The 16,219-nt window shown below is 59.5% G+C and carries 13 protein-coding genes; 7 read left to right on the forward strand and 6 right to left on the reverse strand.

Annotated features, from left to right (window positions below; genetic code table 11):
- Positions 1-42 precede the first annotated feature (42 nt).
- The 7 genes from OLZ32_RS24935 (at position 43) to OLZ32_RS24965 (ending at position 8,397) form a co-directional block, all read left to right on the forward strand.
- A complete protein-coding gene (locus OLZ32_RS24935) occupies positions 43-1,914 on the forward strand; it encodes a GMC oxidoreductase (RefSeq protein ID WP_264423292.1) in 1,872 nt (623 codons plus the stop codon).
- 100 nt (positions 1,915-2,014) lie between these two features.
- On the forward strand, positions 2,015-3,133 hold the full coding sequence (locus tag OLZ32_RS24940; protein ID WP_264423294.1) for a ferritin-like domain-containing protein: 1,119 nt from the start codon (positions 2,015-2,017) through the stop codon (positions 3,131-3,133).
- On the forward strand, positions 3,130-3,612 hold the full coding sequence (locus tag OLZ32_RS24945) for a hypothetical protein (RefSeq protein WP_264423296.1): 483 nt from the start codon (positions 3,130-3,132) through the stop codon (positions 3,610-3,612). The genes OLZ32_RS24940 and OLZ32_RS24945 overlap by 4 nt, the downstream gene beginning before the upstream one ends.
- A gap of 44 nt (positions 3,613-3,656) precedes the next feature.
- A complete protein-coding gene (iolE, locus tag OLZ32_RS24950) occupies positions 3,657-4,595 on the forward strand; it encodes a myo-inosose-2 dehydratase (RefSeq protein WP_264423298.1) in 939 nt (312 codons plus the stop codon).
- A 115-nt stretch (positions 4,596-4,710) separates the two neighbouring features.
- Positions 4,711-5,739 (forward strand): sugar phosphate isomerase/epimerase, encoded by a 1,029-nt coding sequence (locus OLZ32_RS24955; RefSeq protein ID WP_264423300.1) that lies wholly within the window; start codon positions 4,711-4,713, stop codon positions 5,737-5,739.
- Between the two features lie 141 nt (positions 5,740-5,880).
- A complete protein-coding gene (locus OLZ32_RS24960; RefSeq protein ID WP_264423302.1) occupies positions 5,881-6,705 on the forward strand; it encodes an MBL fold metallo-hydrolase in 825 nt (274 codons plus the stop codon).
- A 36-nt stretch (positions 6,706-6,741) separates the two neighbouring features.
- Complete coding sequence (locus OLZ32_RS24965; protein ID WP_264423304.1) at positions 6,742-8,397, forward strand: alpha-keto acid decarboxylase family protein; 1,656 nt, start codon at positions 6,742-6,744, stop codon at positions 8,395-8,397.
- Between the two features lie 128 nt (positions 8,398-8,525).
- Here the strand turns inward: OLZ32_RS24965 and OLZ32_RS24970 are convergent, their stop codons facing one another.
- The 6 genes from OLZ32_RS24970 to OLZ32_RS24995 all read right to left on the reverse strand — a co-directional run bounded on the left by OLZ32_RS24970 (position 8,526) and on the right by OLZ32_RS24995 (position 16,205).
- Complete coding sequence (locus OLZ32_RS24970; protein ID WP_264423306.1) at positions 8,526-9,227, reverse strand: HpcH/HpaI aldolase family protein; 702 nt, start codon at positions 9,225-9,227, stop codon at positions 8,526-8,528.
- Positions 9,228-9,243: 16 nt separating this feature from the next.
- Positions 9,244-10,047 (reverse strand): SDR family oxidoreductase, encoded by an 804-nt coding sequence (locus OLZ32_RS24975; protein ID WP_264423308.1) that lies wholly within the window; start codon positions 10,045-10,047, stop codon positions 9,244-9,246.
- A gap of 9 nt (positions 10,048-10,056) precedes the next feature.
- Positions 10,057-11,733 carry a hydantoinase B/oxoprolinase family protein gene (locus OLZ32_RS24980; RefSeq protein WP_264423310.1) on the reverse strand — a complete coding sequence of 559 codons (1,677 nt, stop codon included), beginning with the start codon at positions 11,731-11,733 and terminating at the stop codon, positions 10,057-10,059.
- An 11-nt stretch (positions 11,734-11,744) separates the two neighbouring features.
- A complete protein-coding gene (locus OLZ32_RS24985) occupies positions 11,745-13,808 on the reverse strand; it encodes a hydantoinase/oxoprolinase family protein (RefSeq protein ID WP_264423312.1) in 2,064 nt (687 codons plus the stop codon).
- 171 nt (positions 13,809-13,979) lie between these two features.
- Positions 13,980-14,918: a nitrogen assimilation transcriptional regulator NAC gene (gene nac, locus OLZ32_RS24990; RefSeq protein ID WP_003550373.1), complete on the reverse strand. Its 939-nt coding sequence runs from the start codon at positions 14,916-14,918 to the stop codon at positions 13,980-13,982.
- 78 nt (positions 14,919-14,996) lie between these two features.
- Positions 14,997-16,205 (reverse strand): aspartate transaminase, encoded by a 1,209-nt coding sequence (locus OLZ32_RS24995; RefSeq protein ID WP_003550374.1) that lies wholly within the window; start codon positions 16,203-16,205, stop codon positions 14,997-14,999.
- Positions 16,206-16,219 lie beyond the last annotated feature (14 nt).

The raw sequence follows: 16,219 nt of genomic DNA on the forward strand, positions 1-16,219 counted from the left end.
GCAAAGCCTGATGCGGCTTTCCGGGAATAATGGAGGACCAAAGTGCTTTTTCCCCTCGAATCCGCGATAAAAGCCGATGCCGAAACTGTCGCAGCGTCTGACGAATACGATATCGTGATCGTCGGCAGCGGCATTTCCGGAGCAATCATTGCCAAGCAGGCTGCGGAAGCGGGCAAGCGTGTCCTTATCCTTGAAGCCGGAACCGGAGCCAACAGCACTCTGGCAGGCTATGACGATCTGCTGACGACTTTCTATTCGGCAGCCTCCAAGGACAATCAGTCGCCCTTTCCGCAGAATGCGAACGCGGCCATGCCCCGCAGCCCGCATCTTCGCAAGCTGCAGGCGGGGGAAACCGATAGCTCGACCTATATCGTTCAATCCGGCCCTTATGTCAGCGATACGACATATACCCGTATTTTCGGCGGAACGACCATGCACTGGGAGGCGAAAACGCCCCGCCTGCTTCGCTCGGATTTCAAGACGCGCACCATTTTCGGCCAAGGGTTGGACTGGCCGCTGAGCTTTGAGGAAATCGAGGATGATTACCGCCTGGCCGAGCGGGAAATCGGCGTATCGGCCAATGTCGAAGATCAGCAATATCTGGGGCAGACCTTTCCGGGCGACTATGTCTTTCCCATGCGCGGCCTGCCGCTTTCCTATCTGGATCAGCAGGTCAACAAAGGCATCGAAGGCACCAGTGTCGAACTCTACGACAAGACCTATCCCCTGAAGGTCAGGCCCTATCCGCAGGGACGCAATAGCATACCAAACCCGGCCTATGACGGCGGGAAGGGCTACCGTCCCATCGGCGCCGTCGATACGCATCAGGTCGAAGAGGGCGGTCGCTGCCAGGGCAACACCAACTGCGTACCGCTCTGTCCCGTGCAAGCGCGCTACCACTCCGGCAAAACGCTTGCCAAGGCGTTCGCGGTAAACGGAAAAAGGGGCGAGCGGCTTGTCGAACTGTTGCCGCAGGCGGTCGCATCGAAGGTCGACATCGATCCGGATAGCGGGAAAGTCCGCTCTCTCGAGGTCAAGATTTACAAGGACCCGGCCTCACCGGCCCACGAGACCATCACCGTGAAGGGCAAGGTTTTCGTGCTTGCGGCAGGCGCCATCGAAACGGCCCGTCTTATGCTGGCCTCCGGCCTGCGCAGCACCAGCGGTCTTGTCGGACGCAATCTGATGGACCACGCCTATCTGCTGAACTGGGCGCTGATGCCGGAAATCTGCGGCACGATGCGCGGAACCAGTTCGACGGGCGGTATCGTGGACCTGCGGGACGGCCCTTTCCGGGAAAGGCAGGCCGCCTTCGCCATCGATATCCATAATGACGGCTGGGGCTGGGCCACGGGTGCGCCGACCTCCGACCTTCTCGAACTGGTGGATGATCGCAACCTCTACGGGGCGGATCTTCGGCGCGGCATGATCGACCAGGTTTCGCGGCAGTTGCTGCTGGCATTCATGATCGAGGTCATGCCCGTCGAGAGCAACCGCATCGCGGTGGATCCGCAATATACCGATGCTCTGGGCAACATGCGGCCCATCCTGTCCTTCACGGTTCCGGAATATACCATGAAGGGTGCGGCCTATGGCCGCCAGTTTGCGCGCACCGTCTTTACGCGTCTGGGCGCGCAGGATCATACCCAATACGACCCCGGCGATTTCGGTTATGTGGCCTATGAGGGGCAAGGCTATGCGATCCGCGGCGGCAATCATCTGGCCGGCACCCACATCATGGGAACGACGAAGACCAATTCCGTCGTGGACAAGAACCAGCGCAGCTGGGACCACGAAAACCTCTATCTCGTCGGCGGCGGCAGCATGCCGACAATCGGCACGGCCAATGTCACCTTGACGCTGGCCGCCATGTGCTTCCGAAGCGGTCGCGACATTCTGAAGTCTCTGCATTGAACGACGACCGGCATCCGCTGCGCGGAACGAACCGATGAGCTCGACGCAAGCGACACGAAGCCGGCCTGTGCACCCAACTTATCTTTCATGGAGCTTGAGCATGGATTCCTCCAATATTAAGACGCTCGATGAGCTGAAAGAGTTTCTCTACCGGGCGATGCAGCTCGAACATGCGACGATTCCGCCGTATCTGACGGCGCTTTACTCGATCAAGCCCGGCGTCAACCAGGATGCGACCCAGGTTCTGCGCGTGATCGTCGTGGAAGAAATGCTGCATCTGACCATCGCGGCCAATATTCTCAATGCCATCGGCGGCACGCCGGATCTTGTCAGGCCGGACTTCGTAGCCAGGTATCCTGCCGCCTTGCCGGACGGTGAGACCGATTTCAAGGTCAGCATCCAGGCTTTCAGCCGTGAGGCGCTGGCGACTTTCCTGAAAATCGAGCGCCCGGCCCAGCGTCCTGAACATCTCGTCGGCAAGGGCCTGATACATCGCAAAACTCCCCCTGATATCACCGCGCTTGCCAGCGATCCGAGGCATGAGGACCTCCACTTTTTCAGTATCGGTGAGTTCTACTCGACCATCGCGGAAGGCATCAAATACCTGGAAGCCGAAGCGCATGGGGCGGGCACAACCATCTTTACCGGCGACAGGTCGCGCCAGATCACCTCGGAATATTATTACTCCGGCGGCGGCGAGCTGTTTCCCGTGAGCGATCTGAAAAGCGCCTTGGAAGCCATCGAGCTCATCATCGAACAGGGCGAGGGCGACGGTGGCGGCATCTACGACGATGACGACCACGAACTGGCCCATTACTATCGTTTCGAGGAACTGGTCAAAGGCCGCTATTACCAGAAGGGCGACCAGCCCGGCCACCCCACAGGTCCGCAGTTGCAGGTCGATTGGGAAGGCGCCTATCCCATAAAGGAGAACCTGAAAGTGGCGCACATACACGAAGGCTCGGAACTGCGTGAGGCGGCGATCGCCTTCAACACGCGCTATGGCGAATTTCTCCAGCTCTTGACGCGTGCCTATAACGGCCAGCCGAACCTGCTGCTGGAAGCCGTTCCGATGATGTTCGAATTCCGCAACATGATCCTCGAACTCATCCGCAATCCCCTGCCGAAGCATCCCGGTAAGAACGGCAGCCCCACTTATGAGATCCCCGGCGCTATCAAACAGCCAGCCGTCTCCCGGCAGGCGGAGGTGAACGCATGAGCAGCCGTTTCGAGGCATTTCTGGGTCTTTCCGTCGAATTGACGGCCTTCTCCCAGTTCGATCTTCTGGGAACCGGCTTGGCGGAACGCTATCTCGCCATGCTCGACAAGGTGGTCGGCGGCGAGATCGCCGATGCGCTGCTGGCCGCCTTCGCCGCCCTGCCACCGTCGGAAGGTGAGGCTCGTATCCAGGCGGTGCGCACGACCATTCTGGGCGATGAATTGCTGGGAGATGTGGCCCGCGCGCTGATCAAGCTCTGGTATTCCGGCACCTGGTTCGAGCTGTCCTCCGCCTGGACGGAGCGCTTTGGCCCCAGGCCTGCGAATATCACCTTCGTCGTCTCTCCCGATGCCTATGTCGAGGGTCTGCTCTGGAAGGCGATCGGAGCCCACCCCGCAGGCGCCAAGGGGCCTGGTTTCGGCTCCTGGGCCTTCCCCCCGAAGATTCCGGCTTTTCCGGTTCTCGATTCCAAAACCTGACCTGACGCCACTTCCGTTTGTCTTCAAAGAACTGGATCATTGCCATGACGACACATCTGCATCGACTGACGCCCACCAAGGTCTGGCTCGGCGTCATCCCCACGCTCTGGTGGAATGACGATTTCATCAATATCGACATCGGCATTCCCTACGAGCAGGCTCTGAGTGAAATGGCGCTCGCCGGTTATGTCGGATGCGGCGTCGGCCATAAATATCCGACGGACCCGAAAATATTGCAACCTGTCCTCGAACTCAGAGGATTACGGATTTCCGAGCCTTGGGTGAGCACTTACTTCACCATCAATGCGATGAAGCGTCATACGCTTGATAATGTCGATGCTCAGCTCGATTTCCTCGAAGCCATGGAGGGCGGCAGCGACGATCCGCGCAGGGCCGACCTGGTCGTCGCCGAGTTTGGCGGAGCGGCCAATCCGCTTCCGGTTGCCCTTTTTCCGAATTGCCCCGATTTCTCCGAGGACCAGTGGAAACAGCTGATCGAAGGCCTGCATGAGGCGGGAGAGAAAGCCAGGGCCCGTAACCGCCGCCTCTGCTATCACCCGCATCTGGGGACCGGGGTGATGAAGACGGAAGCGATCCACCGTCTCATGGACGAGACGGATCCTCGCCTGGTCAACATGCTTCTCGATACCGCGCACCAGGCGGCTGCCGGTGTCGATCCGCTGGCGCTGGCCAGAAAATACGCCCACCGCATCAAGCATGTTCACCTGAAGGACTTTCGCGCCGAGGTGGTTAGGGAGATGCACAAAGGAGGATTGTCCTTCCAGCAAGGGATAGAGGCGGGGATCTTCACCGTCCCGGGTGACGGCTCCATAGAGACCTTTCCGGAAATCCTCGATGCGTTGGCCGAGGCGGATTTCGCCGGTTGGATCTGCATTGAAGCAGAGCAGGACCCGGCTAAGGCCAATCCGCTGCAGTACGCGAAAATGGGCCGCGAATATCTGCGCAAGCTGCTTGGATGGTAGCCCGGCGCGGACTGTTTGTTTCAGCCCGATGGCGATGCGCAGGAGGCGGGGAGGGATCTCGCCTCGCGAGACATCATCCTGAACCACGCATTACTGGATAGCGACAGCTGGAGCGATGAAGATGGAAGAGGCACACAGGCGAGATATATATTTCAGCTTCTTTATGTTTACAGCGGATTTGAAGCCGAATGACGCGGGCTATACCCAGGTTCTCGTCAGACATCTGAAAGCTCTTACCGAGATCGGCTACACCGGCTTCGATATGCATATCGCCCCGGGACCGGCCGATGTCGGTCATCACACCGAGGTCGAAAGCTATATCAGCCTCAAGCGGGCGTTCGATCAGGCGGGCTTCCGGGATGTGAAGTTCACAACCAATGTGGGGACCACGCGAACTTTCGATCCGACCTCGCCCTACGAGGAACAGCGCAAGCAGGCTTTGTCCTATCTCAAATCCCGCGTCGACATCACCTCGGTGCTGGGCGGGGAGAATACGATCATGTCAGGGCCGTTCCTGTACCCCTATGGTGTCTTTCCACTGACGGATGACGGTGAAGGGATCTGGAGCGACGTGCTTCAGCATTGGATGAAGCCACGATACGCGGCGGCGGCCTCCAACTTCCGGGAATTGGCGCAATATTCTGCCCAGAAGAGCGTGAAGCTCGCCATCGAACCCGTCAAGAATTGGGAAACGCCCGGGCCGACCATGGTCTCGGAAGCGCTGGATTTTCTCGAAAGCGCCGACATTCCGGTCTGTGGCGTCACGATCGACACAGCCCAGGTCGTGATGGAAAGCCAGGGCCCGGCAATCTTCAGGAAAAATGTCGCCCGAGCCATACAGCAGAGCCGACTGAATTACGTTCATATCTCAGCGCCGGACCGGGGCGCTGTTAGAGATAGCTGGATTCCCTGGGAGATTATGCTGGACGAAATCGAGCCGGTCTATTCCGGCCCCTATCTCGTTGAAGTCTTTAATGCGATTCCACCCTTCGAGAGCTCGATGAGAATGACGCGCAGGCGTTTCTGGCGGCCCGGTGAGGACGCGCCGGAGGCGGGCGTCGACAGCGCCTACGACGTTGCGCGCGCCGCCCTGGAGACATTGGAGGAAAAGATCGCGTCCCGCGGCCGTCGATCTCATCCGTGATGGCGCTTGGGCGCACATGCTGGAAACAACCCGGGAATGCTGGCCGGGAATGTTGGCCAGGAATGCTGGGGAGCCCTCATCTCCGCCGTGCCCCGGTGAACGTCAAACCCCAGCAAACGACTTTCAAACAGGGAGATACCTATGGTCACGCAATTGCCGGATCCCATTAAAATCGTCAGTCGAGCAGGCGATGTCCGTATTCATACTTTCATTTCAGCATTCACGGATGACAACATCGCCAATGCAACGCACATAATCGAAAGCAGGAACAAGCTTGTTCTTGTCGATGGGCAATTCCTCGTTCCCTATGCGCTGCAATTCAGGGAGTATGCCAACAGTATCGGCAAGGAGATCGATCGGATTTACCTGTCGCACAGGCACCCCGACCATTGGTTTGGCCTGGGAGCCGCATTCAGCGACATTCCGATTTATGCATTGCCGGAAACGAAAGAGTTCCTGAAGCAGCACGGACAAGATTCCCTGAATGACCATTGGAAAATGGGCAATCTCGCTCCGAAGAGCCTGATAATTCCCGAAAAAACTGTCCGCACCGGCGCGGAAGTCATCGACGGAGTCAAATATGTTTTCGATGAAGTCGTAGATACGGAGATCGATTTTCTCCTCACCATAGGTCTTCCGGACATGGGCGTTTTTATTGCGCAAGACCTGATCTACAGCGGAACGCACCTTTATCTGACGAAATACATGGAGCATTGGATTGGGATTTTGCAGGGCATGCTGCTGTCCAACTATGACCTGTTCCTTCCCGGCCACGGCTTTCCGGCTGACAAGAACGAGGTTGCCAAAAATATAGAGTATTTGTCCGTTGCCATGGAGGCCGCCGGCAACGGACTCACCAATGATGCTTTCAAGCGCTTCCTGCTGGAAAGATTTCCCGAACGAAAATGCCCCGGAATATTCGACATATACATACCGCGCTTATTCGATAACGCGAGCGAGTTTTAATTCGTCAATTGTCGTCAACAGCGGAGCCGTTGGAACATGGGCGAGACATACACGGTTGGACAATATCTGGTCGACAGACTTCGTGAACTGGGCCTGGGGCACCTGTTTTCCGTAGCGGGCGATTATTCGATCGAATGGGTGAACAGTTATATCGAGAAAAGCGATATTCAGGTCATCGAAGAGGTGAATGAACTGAATGCCGGTTATGCGGCTGACGGCTATGCGAGACTGAAAGGAATTGGTGCGCTTTGCGTTACCTATTCCGCAGGCTCGCTTTGCGCAACAAATGCGATCGCCGGATCTTACGTCGAGAAAGTGCCCGTCGTTCTGATCAACGGTGCGCCAAGCATCAAGAAAACGCTCACATTCGAACAAACCGGCTACAGTTCGCATCACTTCATCAGCGGGCGGGAAACGGATCTTCAGGTGTTCGAATACATAACGGCCGCTGCCGTCCGGATCGATAGCCCTCATCTTGCGCCAATGCTCATAGATTATGCGCTGACGCAGTGCATCACGGAAAGACGTCCGGTCTATATCGAGTTGCTGGAGGATATGGTGGACCTGAAATGCACGCGCCCGTCGAATGCATTAAAAGCGGCGCCTGTTATATCCGACGAGGACAGTCTCAATCAGTCGATCGCGCAAATCAGCGAAAGATTGCAAAATGCCACCAAACCCCTGATCTGGATCGGTGTCGAGATCGACCGGTTTGGCCTTCACGACCAGGCGGAGCGGCTCATTCGAGACCTCAAAATTCCCTACGTGACCGAGCTTTTGAGCAAGGCCATCCTATCGGAAGACGATGTACAATTTGCCGGGGTATTTGATGGCGAATCGTCGTCACCCCATGTCCAGTCGTTGGTCAAAGACTCCGACTTCGTATTGGCGCTCGGTGTCTGGTTGACTGATATCAACGATTTGGGCTGGCCTATCGATCTCGATAAAACCGCATTCGCTTCTTGGGATACGGTGAAATATGGCACGATCTTCAACGCAGAGGTTTCGCTGGCGGATCTCGTCAACGGCCTGATTGACAAAAGGCTGACGTGCAAAGCCCAAAGTCTTCCGGCGAAAACAGCCCGGCAAGCGCCGGCCGTGAATCCGGCAGGCGAAATTACCTATCAGGGCTTCTACGATTTCATTCAGCAGCAGATCGACGGAAATACTATCGTTGGTGCTGACGCGAGTTTGAATTATTTCGGGAGCCTGCTTCTTGAAGTGGGTGCTCGCCGCGGTTTCATCGTACAATCATCCTATTCGGCGATCGGTTATATCGGTCCCGCCGCGACCGGGGTTTCGCTGGCGAAGCAAGATAAACAGAGGCTACTGGTCTTTGCGGGGGATGGCGGGTTTCAGATGACCGCTCAATGCCTCTCGACACAAACCCGCTTCAATCTCAACCCGATCATCTTCGTGATGGACAACGGCATCTATGGCGTGGAGCAATGGCTTGCCGATGCGTCGGTTTTCCATGGTAACAAGCCGTTCTACAATTCTTGCATCCTGCACCGATGGAATTACAGCAAGTTGGCAGAGGTCTTTGGCTGCCAAGGCTGGAAAGTGGACACCTATGGCGAACTGGAGGAAGCCATAAATGGCGCCAAAGAAAACCTGAACAGCCCGTCCATCATCCAGGTCATCGTGCCTCAGCGGTCGATCCCCGATAATGCGAACTGGAAAGCAAGCTAGAATGGCCGATGCCGCAGAAATTCTGGGGCTTCAGGCCTTGCTGGAGCGCTACCCAACACCGCATGTTCGGTATCCAAGCATTAGATCACGGGATACCGAACGAATGGTGGAAAGCCCAGCTCCGCCTGCTATCGCGCCAGCGTCTGCCTGATGCCGGCAATCCCACGGCGCAGGAAGGGATCGGTGTGGATGTAGAAGAACTGAACACCGTTCTCAAGCCAATGAGGCAGTTCATCGGCGGTGGCCAGCGTGCCTGCAATCTTGCCCGCTGCGCGGATCTTGTCGACGGCGACCGAGACCTTCTCCACGACCGCTTCCGGACGCGGCTCGCCGAAGGGCGGGGCCGGCGGATAGCCCATATTCTGCGAGAGATCGCCAGGTCCGATAAAGAAGACGTCGATGCCGTCGACCTTCAGCATCTGGTCGAGATTGTCTATGGCATCCACCGTCTCGATCATCGCCACCACCAGGCGCTTGTCGAAGTCGGACGGAAGAGCGTAGCGGACGGCATCGACGATGGCGCGCGCCTGCTCGGCCGTGTCCACCATCGGGACCATGATGCCGTCCGCTCCCGCATTCAGATATCTGATGATGATCGGGCGTTCGTGCGAATGCGGCCGGACAATCGCCGCTCCGCCGACGGACCGGACAATCTGTGCAGTCATGCGCACATCGTCGAAGCTCCAGCTTCCATGTTCGCAGTCGACGAAGACGGAATCGGCGCCGAGTTCCACCAGCCGGGCTGCCAGGCCCGACGAGGAGTGGTGCGGCGTATACATGGTGACAGCCTCGCCGGCCAACAGCCGGGCGCGCAACTTCGCTCCGTTCATCGATGTCCTCCCAATTCTATTTTTTCGGCATATCCGGCGTATCGGCCGGCGCGCCGACCCAACGCGCAATTTCGATGTCGGCCGACGTGTCCCGCATGAATGTCGGGCAGATGTGAAGCTCGGGGATCACGGCGCTCTTGTTCAGGCTGGCGCAGAGGACGATCGCACGGGCAACGTCACGAGGATCCATCATGACCGCGCGTTCCTCCTGCAGAGGAGGCCGTGCGCGATTGTCCATGATCGGCGTATTCGTCTCGCCGGGCAGGATCGTCGTCGCCCGGATCCCCTGGTTGCGATAGGTGTTGTGCAGGAAGGTCATGAAGTTCTTCACGCCGGCTTTGGCCGCACCATAGGCCGCGCCACCGAGCAGGTTGGGGTTGATCACGGCGAGCGACGAGACCGTAATGATCGTTCCCTCACCGCTCGCGATCATGTCCGGAAGGACCGCCTGGGTCAGGTTGAAGACGGCGGTCAGATTGACGTTGATGGTGGAGGTCCACTCAGCCTCGCCCAAGAAACGCGCGTTCAGCACTTTGCTGGCGCTGCCGGCATTGTTCACCAGGATGTCGACGGGTCCGACGCTATCCTTGATCCACGTCACGGCCGCAATGATCTCTTCGCGCGTCTCGATATCGAGCGCACGCACGACGGCCTTGCCATTAGCCTCTTCGATCAAGGCCGCCACCTCGCGCAGCGGTTCGATCCGCCGCCCGGTCAGCACGACGGTGGCGCCGTCTTTTGCCAGCAGCAGGGCGGTTTCGCGACCGATCCCGGAGCCGGCTCCCGTCACCAGAGCGATTTTTCCTTCGAGAAGTCCCATGGTTTTCCCCTATTCGGCCGCAGCAGCGATCGGGCCAGAATAGCCGTAAATTTCCCGCGCAGCCTTCGCCGTGATCAGGTTTTCGGAAAGATCCTGCTCGATGAGTGCAGACGAACGATCGCTCGCAGGTCCCCAACCGCCGCCGCCGGGCGTCTCGACCTCGAGCCGCTGGCCGGTCTTCAGGATCACCTTGCCCTTCGGGAACTGGGGCTTGCCGTCCTTCATGACCTTTCCTGCCGATCCGCTCTGGCCTTCGACGACGCCGAAGCAGGGATGGCGAACACGCTCGGAGGCGAGGTAGATGTTCATCGGGTTCTTGCCGAGGTTCCGCAGCACGACACGCTGGCCGAGGCCGCCGCGATGTTTGCCGGCTCCGCCCGAGTCCGCGATCAGCTCCTTCCGCTCCGTCAGCACGGGCACGGCAACCTCGAACATCTCGATGGCCGTTACCTTGCAGTTCGAGGGGAAACTCAGCGTGTCCAGACCGTCGAGTTCCGCGCGCGCGCCCTGCCCGCCATGGAAATTCTGGACCGAGCCATATTGCGTGCCGTCATTGCGCTGACCGACGCAATTGGCAGCCCAGATCGGCGCGCCGCCGCTGTCGCCCATGACCTTCTCGGGCACCACCCCTTCGAGCGCCTTGAAGATCAGCGAAGGAATGACGTGCCCGATCAGGTTTCGGGAATTGCCCGCTGTCCAGTGTTGCGGATTGAGGATGCAGCCGAGCGGCGCCTCGTCGGTGATCGGGACGATGCAACCCTCGTTATTCGGCGTCTCGGGGTCGAGCAGGCACTTCAGAGCATAGACGGAATGGGCGTAACGATAGTTCGTCCGGCAGTTGATCGAATGCAGAACCTGGTCGGAGGTGCCGGTGTAGTCGACGTGGATCGAGTCGTCCTTGATGATGACCGAAGCCTTCAGCGTCACGTCGACATCGTAACCGTCGAGCAGAACCTCGGCCGCGTAGCTGCCGTTCGGCCATTCCCGGATCGCCTTGCGGGTCTGCGCTTCGGAGCGGGAATGGATGGCGCTGACCAGGCCTTCGACGTCGTCGAGACCGTATTCGTCCAGGAATTTGACGAGTTCGCGGCCCATGACGTTGTTGGCAGCGATCATCGACTCGAGATCGCCGCGCACTTCAGTCGGAAGGCGGACCGAGGCTTCGATGATGTCGAAGACGTCCTGGTTTGGAACGCCGGCCTTCAGCAGCTTAATAATCGGGAAGCGGATGCCCTCTTCGTAGATGTCGCTCGCTTCGGAATGCAGAGGGGCGCCGCCGATATCGGGAAGATGGGCGATGGAGCCGGCATAGGCGACGACCTTGCCGTTCCTGAAGATCGGCGTGATCATCGTGACATCGGGAAGATGGCCAGTACCGATCTCCGGATCGTTGGTCGCCAGCACGTCGCCCTCTTCGAGCTTGTCGGCCGGAAACTTCGGCAGGAAATAATTCTGGGCCGCGGCCGGAAGCGAGGTGATGAAGACGGGGATCGACCAGGTGCATTGCGCCAGCGCCCGCCCCTTGCTGTCCAAGAGGACGGTGACGTAATCGTGGTTCTCGCGGACGATCGGCGAGAATGCCGTCTTGCCGAGGACGTTGTCGGCCTGGTCTGCAATGAAGATCAGGCGGTTCCACATGACCTGAAGGTTGATCGGGTCGTTGAAATCGGTGGCGGGTTTCGACATCTGAGTACCCCTTAGTGAATGTTGATCACGAGGTTGCCATGGGCATCCACATGGAAGACACCGCTTGGCCCGACGACCGCAGTCGATTCACGCTGCTCGACGATTGCCGGACCATTGACCTCTTCGCCGACGGGAAGCTTGTAATGGTCGTAGACGGCAGTCTCGGTAAAGCCGCCGATCTCCTGGAAGTAGACCTTGCGGCTGCCCTTCTTCGCCTCGGCAACGACGGTCTCGTGCGGGCGCGTGACCTGATCTTTTTCGCCGCCGGCGCGCAGGCGCCAGGTGATGACCTCAAGCGGCGCAGCAACGGTGCGGCCGAACAGTTCGCGGTACAGCTTGAAGAAATTGCCGCGGAGTTCGCTGAGGAATTCCTCCTTCGGCAGGCTCCGGTCAGGCAGAACCACGGTGATCTCATGGCCCTGGCCGACATGGCGCATGTCGACGGTGTAGCGGTTGCTGATCGTATCCTTCGGGACGCCCGCCGCCGACACGACTTCGGCGCCCTGGGCTGAAAGCTCGTCCAGCAGGCGGTTCATGGCGTCCATATCCCAGGCGTCGAGTGCCATCGGATGGCTTGCGGAAAGATCAACCGCCACGGGAGCGATCAACAGGCCGATCGCCGAGCTCACGCCTGCACCGGTCGGGCAGATGATACGGGAAATGCCGAGCTTGCGGGCGATGCCATAGGCATGGACCGGACCGGCGCCGCCGAACGCGACCATGGGCAGCGAACGGGGATCGACGCCGAGATCGGTCGCATGCATGGCGGCCGCCTTGCTCATGGATTCGTTGACGAGGTCATGGATGCCCCATGCGCAGCGCTCGACCGAAACATCGAGCGAGGCAGCAAGTTTGGCCATCGCCTCGTGGGCGGCTTCCTTGGAAACTTTGAACGAGCCGCCGACGAAGGATTCGGTGCCCATATATCCGAGCAGGATGTCAGCATCCGTGACGGTCGGCTGGGTGCCGCCGCGCCGGTAGGCCGCCGGTCCGGGCATCGCGCCTGCAGAGTGCGGGCCGACGTCGAGCAGACCGAGAGAGTTTTTGGCCGCAATCGAACCGCCGCCCGCCCCGATCTCGATCATCTGGATCGACTGTATCTTCAGCGGGAAACCGGATCCCTTGCGGAAGCGCTGATAATGGGCGACTTCGAGATCGGTGCCGACATTGGGCTCACCGTCGGGGATCAGGCAAAGCTTCGCGGTCGTGCCGCCCATGTCGAAGGACAAGACACTCGCCTCACCTGCCGTGCGGCCGAACTCGGCAGCGGCCACGGCGCCGGCCGCCGGGCCTGACTCGATCAGGCGCACCGGCAGTTCTGCGGCCCGCCGGCTCGGCACCAGCCCGCCTGAGGACGTCATCCAGAGGACCTGGCGATCGATGCCCTTCGCAGCGAACTCACGCTGGAGATATGCGACGTGCCCAGCCATCTGCGGCCTGGTGTAGGCATTGACAACCGTCGTCGACGCGCGGTCGAACTCACGCATCTCAGGGCAGACTTCGGATGAAAGCGAGACGAAGATATCAGGATCTTCCTCGCGCAGCAGCGCTGCGACGCGCTGCTCGTGCTGGGGATACTTGTAGGCATGGAGAAGGCAGACGGCGACGGAGCGGATACCCTTCTCCTTCAGTCGGCCGGCGATTTCGCGCACCGTCTCTTCCTTGAGCTCAGTCATGACAGAACCGTCAGCCGCGATACGCTCCTTGGCGCCGAAGCTGTTTGCGCGGGTGACCAGCGGGTCGGGATATTTGATATTCAGGTCGTAGAGGTCGTAGCGCCCTTCGTTGCGGATACGCAGCATGTCCTGAAAGCCGTCGGTGGTGACGAACCCCGTCTCAACGCCCTTGCGCTCGAGAACCGCGTTGGTGACGACGGTGGTGGCGCCCAGCACCTGCAGGTTCTCGATGGCGATGTTGCCCGCGAATTTTTCCAGCAATTCGGACACACCCTGCACGACTGCTTCTGCAGGGTTCTTCGGCGTGCTCAGGACCTTGTGAAGGTGAAGGTCGCCCTTGTCGTCCAGGAGCGCGAAGTCGGTAAAGGTACCGCCCGTGTCGAAAGCCAGTTTTGCCATGTTGTCCTCGAAGCGACTGTTCGGCGCGGCAGGCGCCGCTATGCGGATCCGATGCCCGGACCCGGTGTCTGCTTGGAGGTTAGGGGAATGCCCGCCGCGTTGGCTAACACAACTACAGTCTGCCGCTATAGGGTTTGCTTATGGCGGAGCGGGAGATGCGCCGTCGGACGGCTAAGCCGGCCTGATTCCGGGATGATGACTGCTCATGAGCTTGCCCACGACATCGAGGAGAACCGACCGTGCAGCGATGGCCGGTTCCGACAGGGGCAGATGATCGGCGACGCAGAGCGACACGGTCGCATCGATCACCGGCTTCGTCAGCGCCCTTACCTGCGCGCCTGAAAAGATCGCAGTCTCCGTGACCACGGAAGCCGGGAGAATGGTCGATCCAAGCCCCTCGAGGACCGCCGCGCTGAGGGCCGGAACAGATTCGATTTCCGCGACGACATCAGGGGTGGCTCTGGCTCTCGCCAGGGCGTCGTCAATCAGCCGCCGGAGCAGATGTGCCTTGCTGGGAAGAAGCAGCGGGATGTCCTGGAGGGCAGAAAGGGGAAGCGGCGCGCTGCTATCCCCGGGGAGCTCAATGCCCGGCGGCGAGACGAGGAACATTTCCTCGCGAAACAATGGTTGCAGGGTGACGCCCTTGATCGGGGCAGCGGCATAGATCAGCGCCATATCCATCTTGCCCGTCATGATCAGTTCGCTGAGGATCTGGCCGAAACTGTCATTGATGTGGACGACGATATGGGGATGCCTGGCCTTCATCTCCTTCAGGATCGGCAGCGACAAGGCGCTTGACGAGGAATAGGTCGCAAGCCCGATCGAGACGCGGCCCGCCACCGACTTGGCGGACTGATCGATGTCGACCTGCGCCTGCTCGATCTGCTTCAGCATCAATTGCGCGTGCCGATAGAGGATCAGCCCCGCCTCGGTCGGCGTAATGCCGACATTGCTGCGGATGAGGAGCTTGTGCTTGAAATGCGCCTCGAGAGCGGCAATCTGCTGCGACAGCGCCGGCTGGGCCGTCCGCAGAAGGCTTGCTGCTCGCGATACGCTGCCCGTATCGACGATCTTGACGAAGCTCTTCAGTTTTCGGAAATCGACGCTCATGGCCACCGGCTTCTTGTTTCACGAAAAAACGTAAAGCCTGCGGCCGGTGGGGCGCAAGGCCCACCAGCCTCTTTGCAGTCAATACAGGTCGGCAACGGCCCGTTCAATGCGATCGCAGGCCTGCGTGATCGCCTCCATCGAGGTTGCGATCGAGAGGCGGAAATGAGGCGATACTCCGTAGGCGGCGCCCTGCAGCGCCGCGACCCCGACGCCATCGAGCAGATAGAGCACGAAATCGAGGTCTGTCTCGATTGTCTTACCTTCAGGTGTCTTCTTGCCGATGACACCCGCGCAGTTCGGAAACAGATAGAAGGCCCCGTCCGGCACCAGGCAGGAGAGGCCGGGCACGGCATTGAGCCGTGAGCACGCATAATCCCGACGCTCTTTATAGACCTTCACGCTTTCCGCGACGAATGACTGGTCCGAAGACAGCGCATAGGCAGCCGCGGCCTGACTGACCGACGACGGGCAGGACGACATCTGCGACTGCAGCTTGTTGATGGCGGCGATCAAGGCGGCCGGACCCGCCGCGTAGCCGATACGCCATCCGGTCATGGCGTAGGACTTTGAGACGCCGTTGGTGAGCAGAACACGCTCCTTCAGTTCCGGGACGGCGGCAACCAGCGTCGTCATCGGCTCGTCCTTGAACCAGACCTGGTCGTAAATGTCGTCGGAAAGCACGAAGACGTGGGGATGACGCAGCAGCACTCTGCCGAGGGCTTCGAGCTCGCTCCTGTCATATGCAGCGCCCGTCGGATTGGAAGGCGCGTTGAGGATCAGCCACAAGGTCTTCGGCGTAATCGCCTTTTCCAAAGCCTCCGGCGTCAGTTTGAAGCCAGTTTCCTGCGGGCATTCGACGATGACCGGCTTGCCTTCGTTGGCGATGACCATATCGGGATAGGAAACCCAGTATGGTGCGGGAATGATCACCTCGGCATCGTTTTCCACGCTCGCCATCAGCGCCAGAAACAGAATCTGCTTGGCGCCGCCACCCACGCAGATTTCATTGTCCGCGTAGCTGAGACCCAGGCGGCGCTTTATATCGCCGATGATTGCCTTGCGCAGCGCCGGCGTGCCGTTGACGGCCGTATATTTCGTTTCGCCCCTGTCGATGGCCGCGTGCGCTGCAGCCTTGATGTTGTCAGGCGTATCGAAGTCCGGCTCGCCGACGGTCAGGTCGACGATGTCGCGACCGGCTGCCTTCAGTTCGCGAGCACGGGCTGCCGCAGCCGTGCTTGGCGAAACCTTGATTCTGGACACACGCGATGCAGGCACGAAAGTGCTCATTGGGATTTCCTCGT

Origin of the sequence: Rhizobium acaciae, assembly GCF_025941625.1 — a bacterium.
GTDB classification, from domain to species: domain Bacteria; phylum Pseudomonadota; class Alphaproteobacteria; order Rhizobiales; family Rhizobiaceae; genus Rhizobium; species Rhizobium acaciae.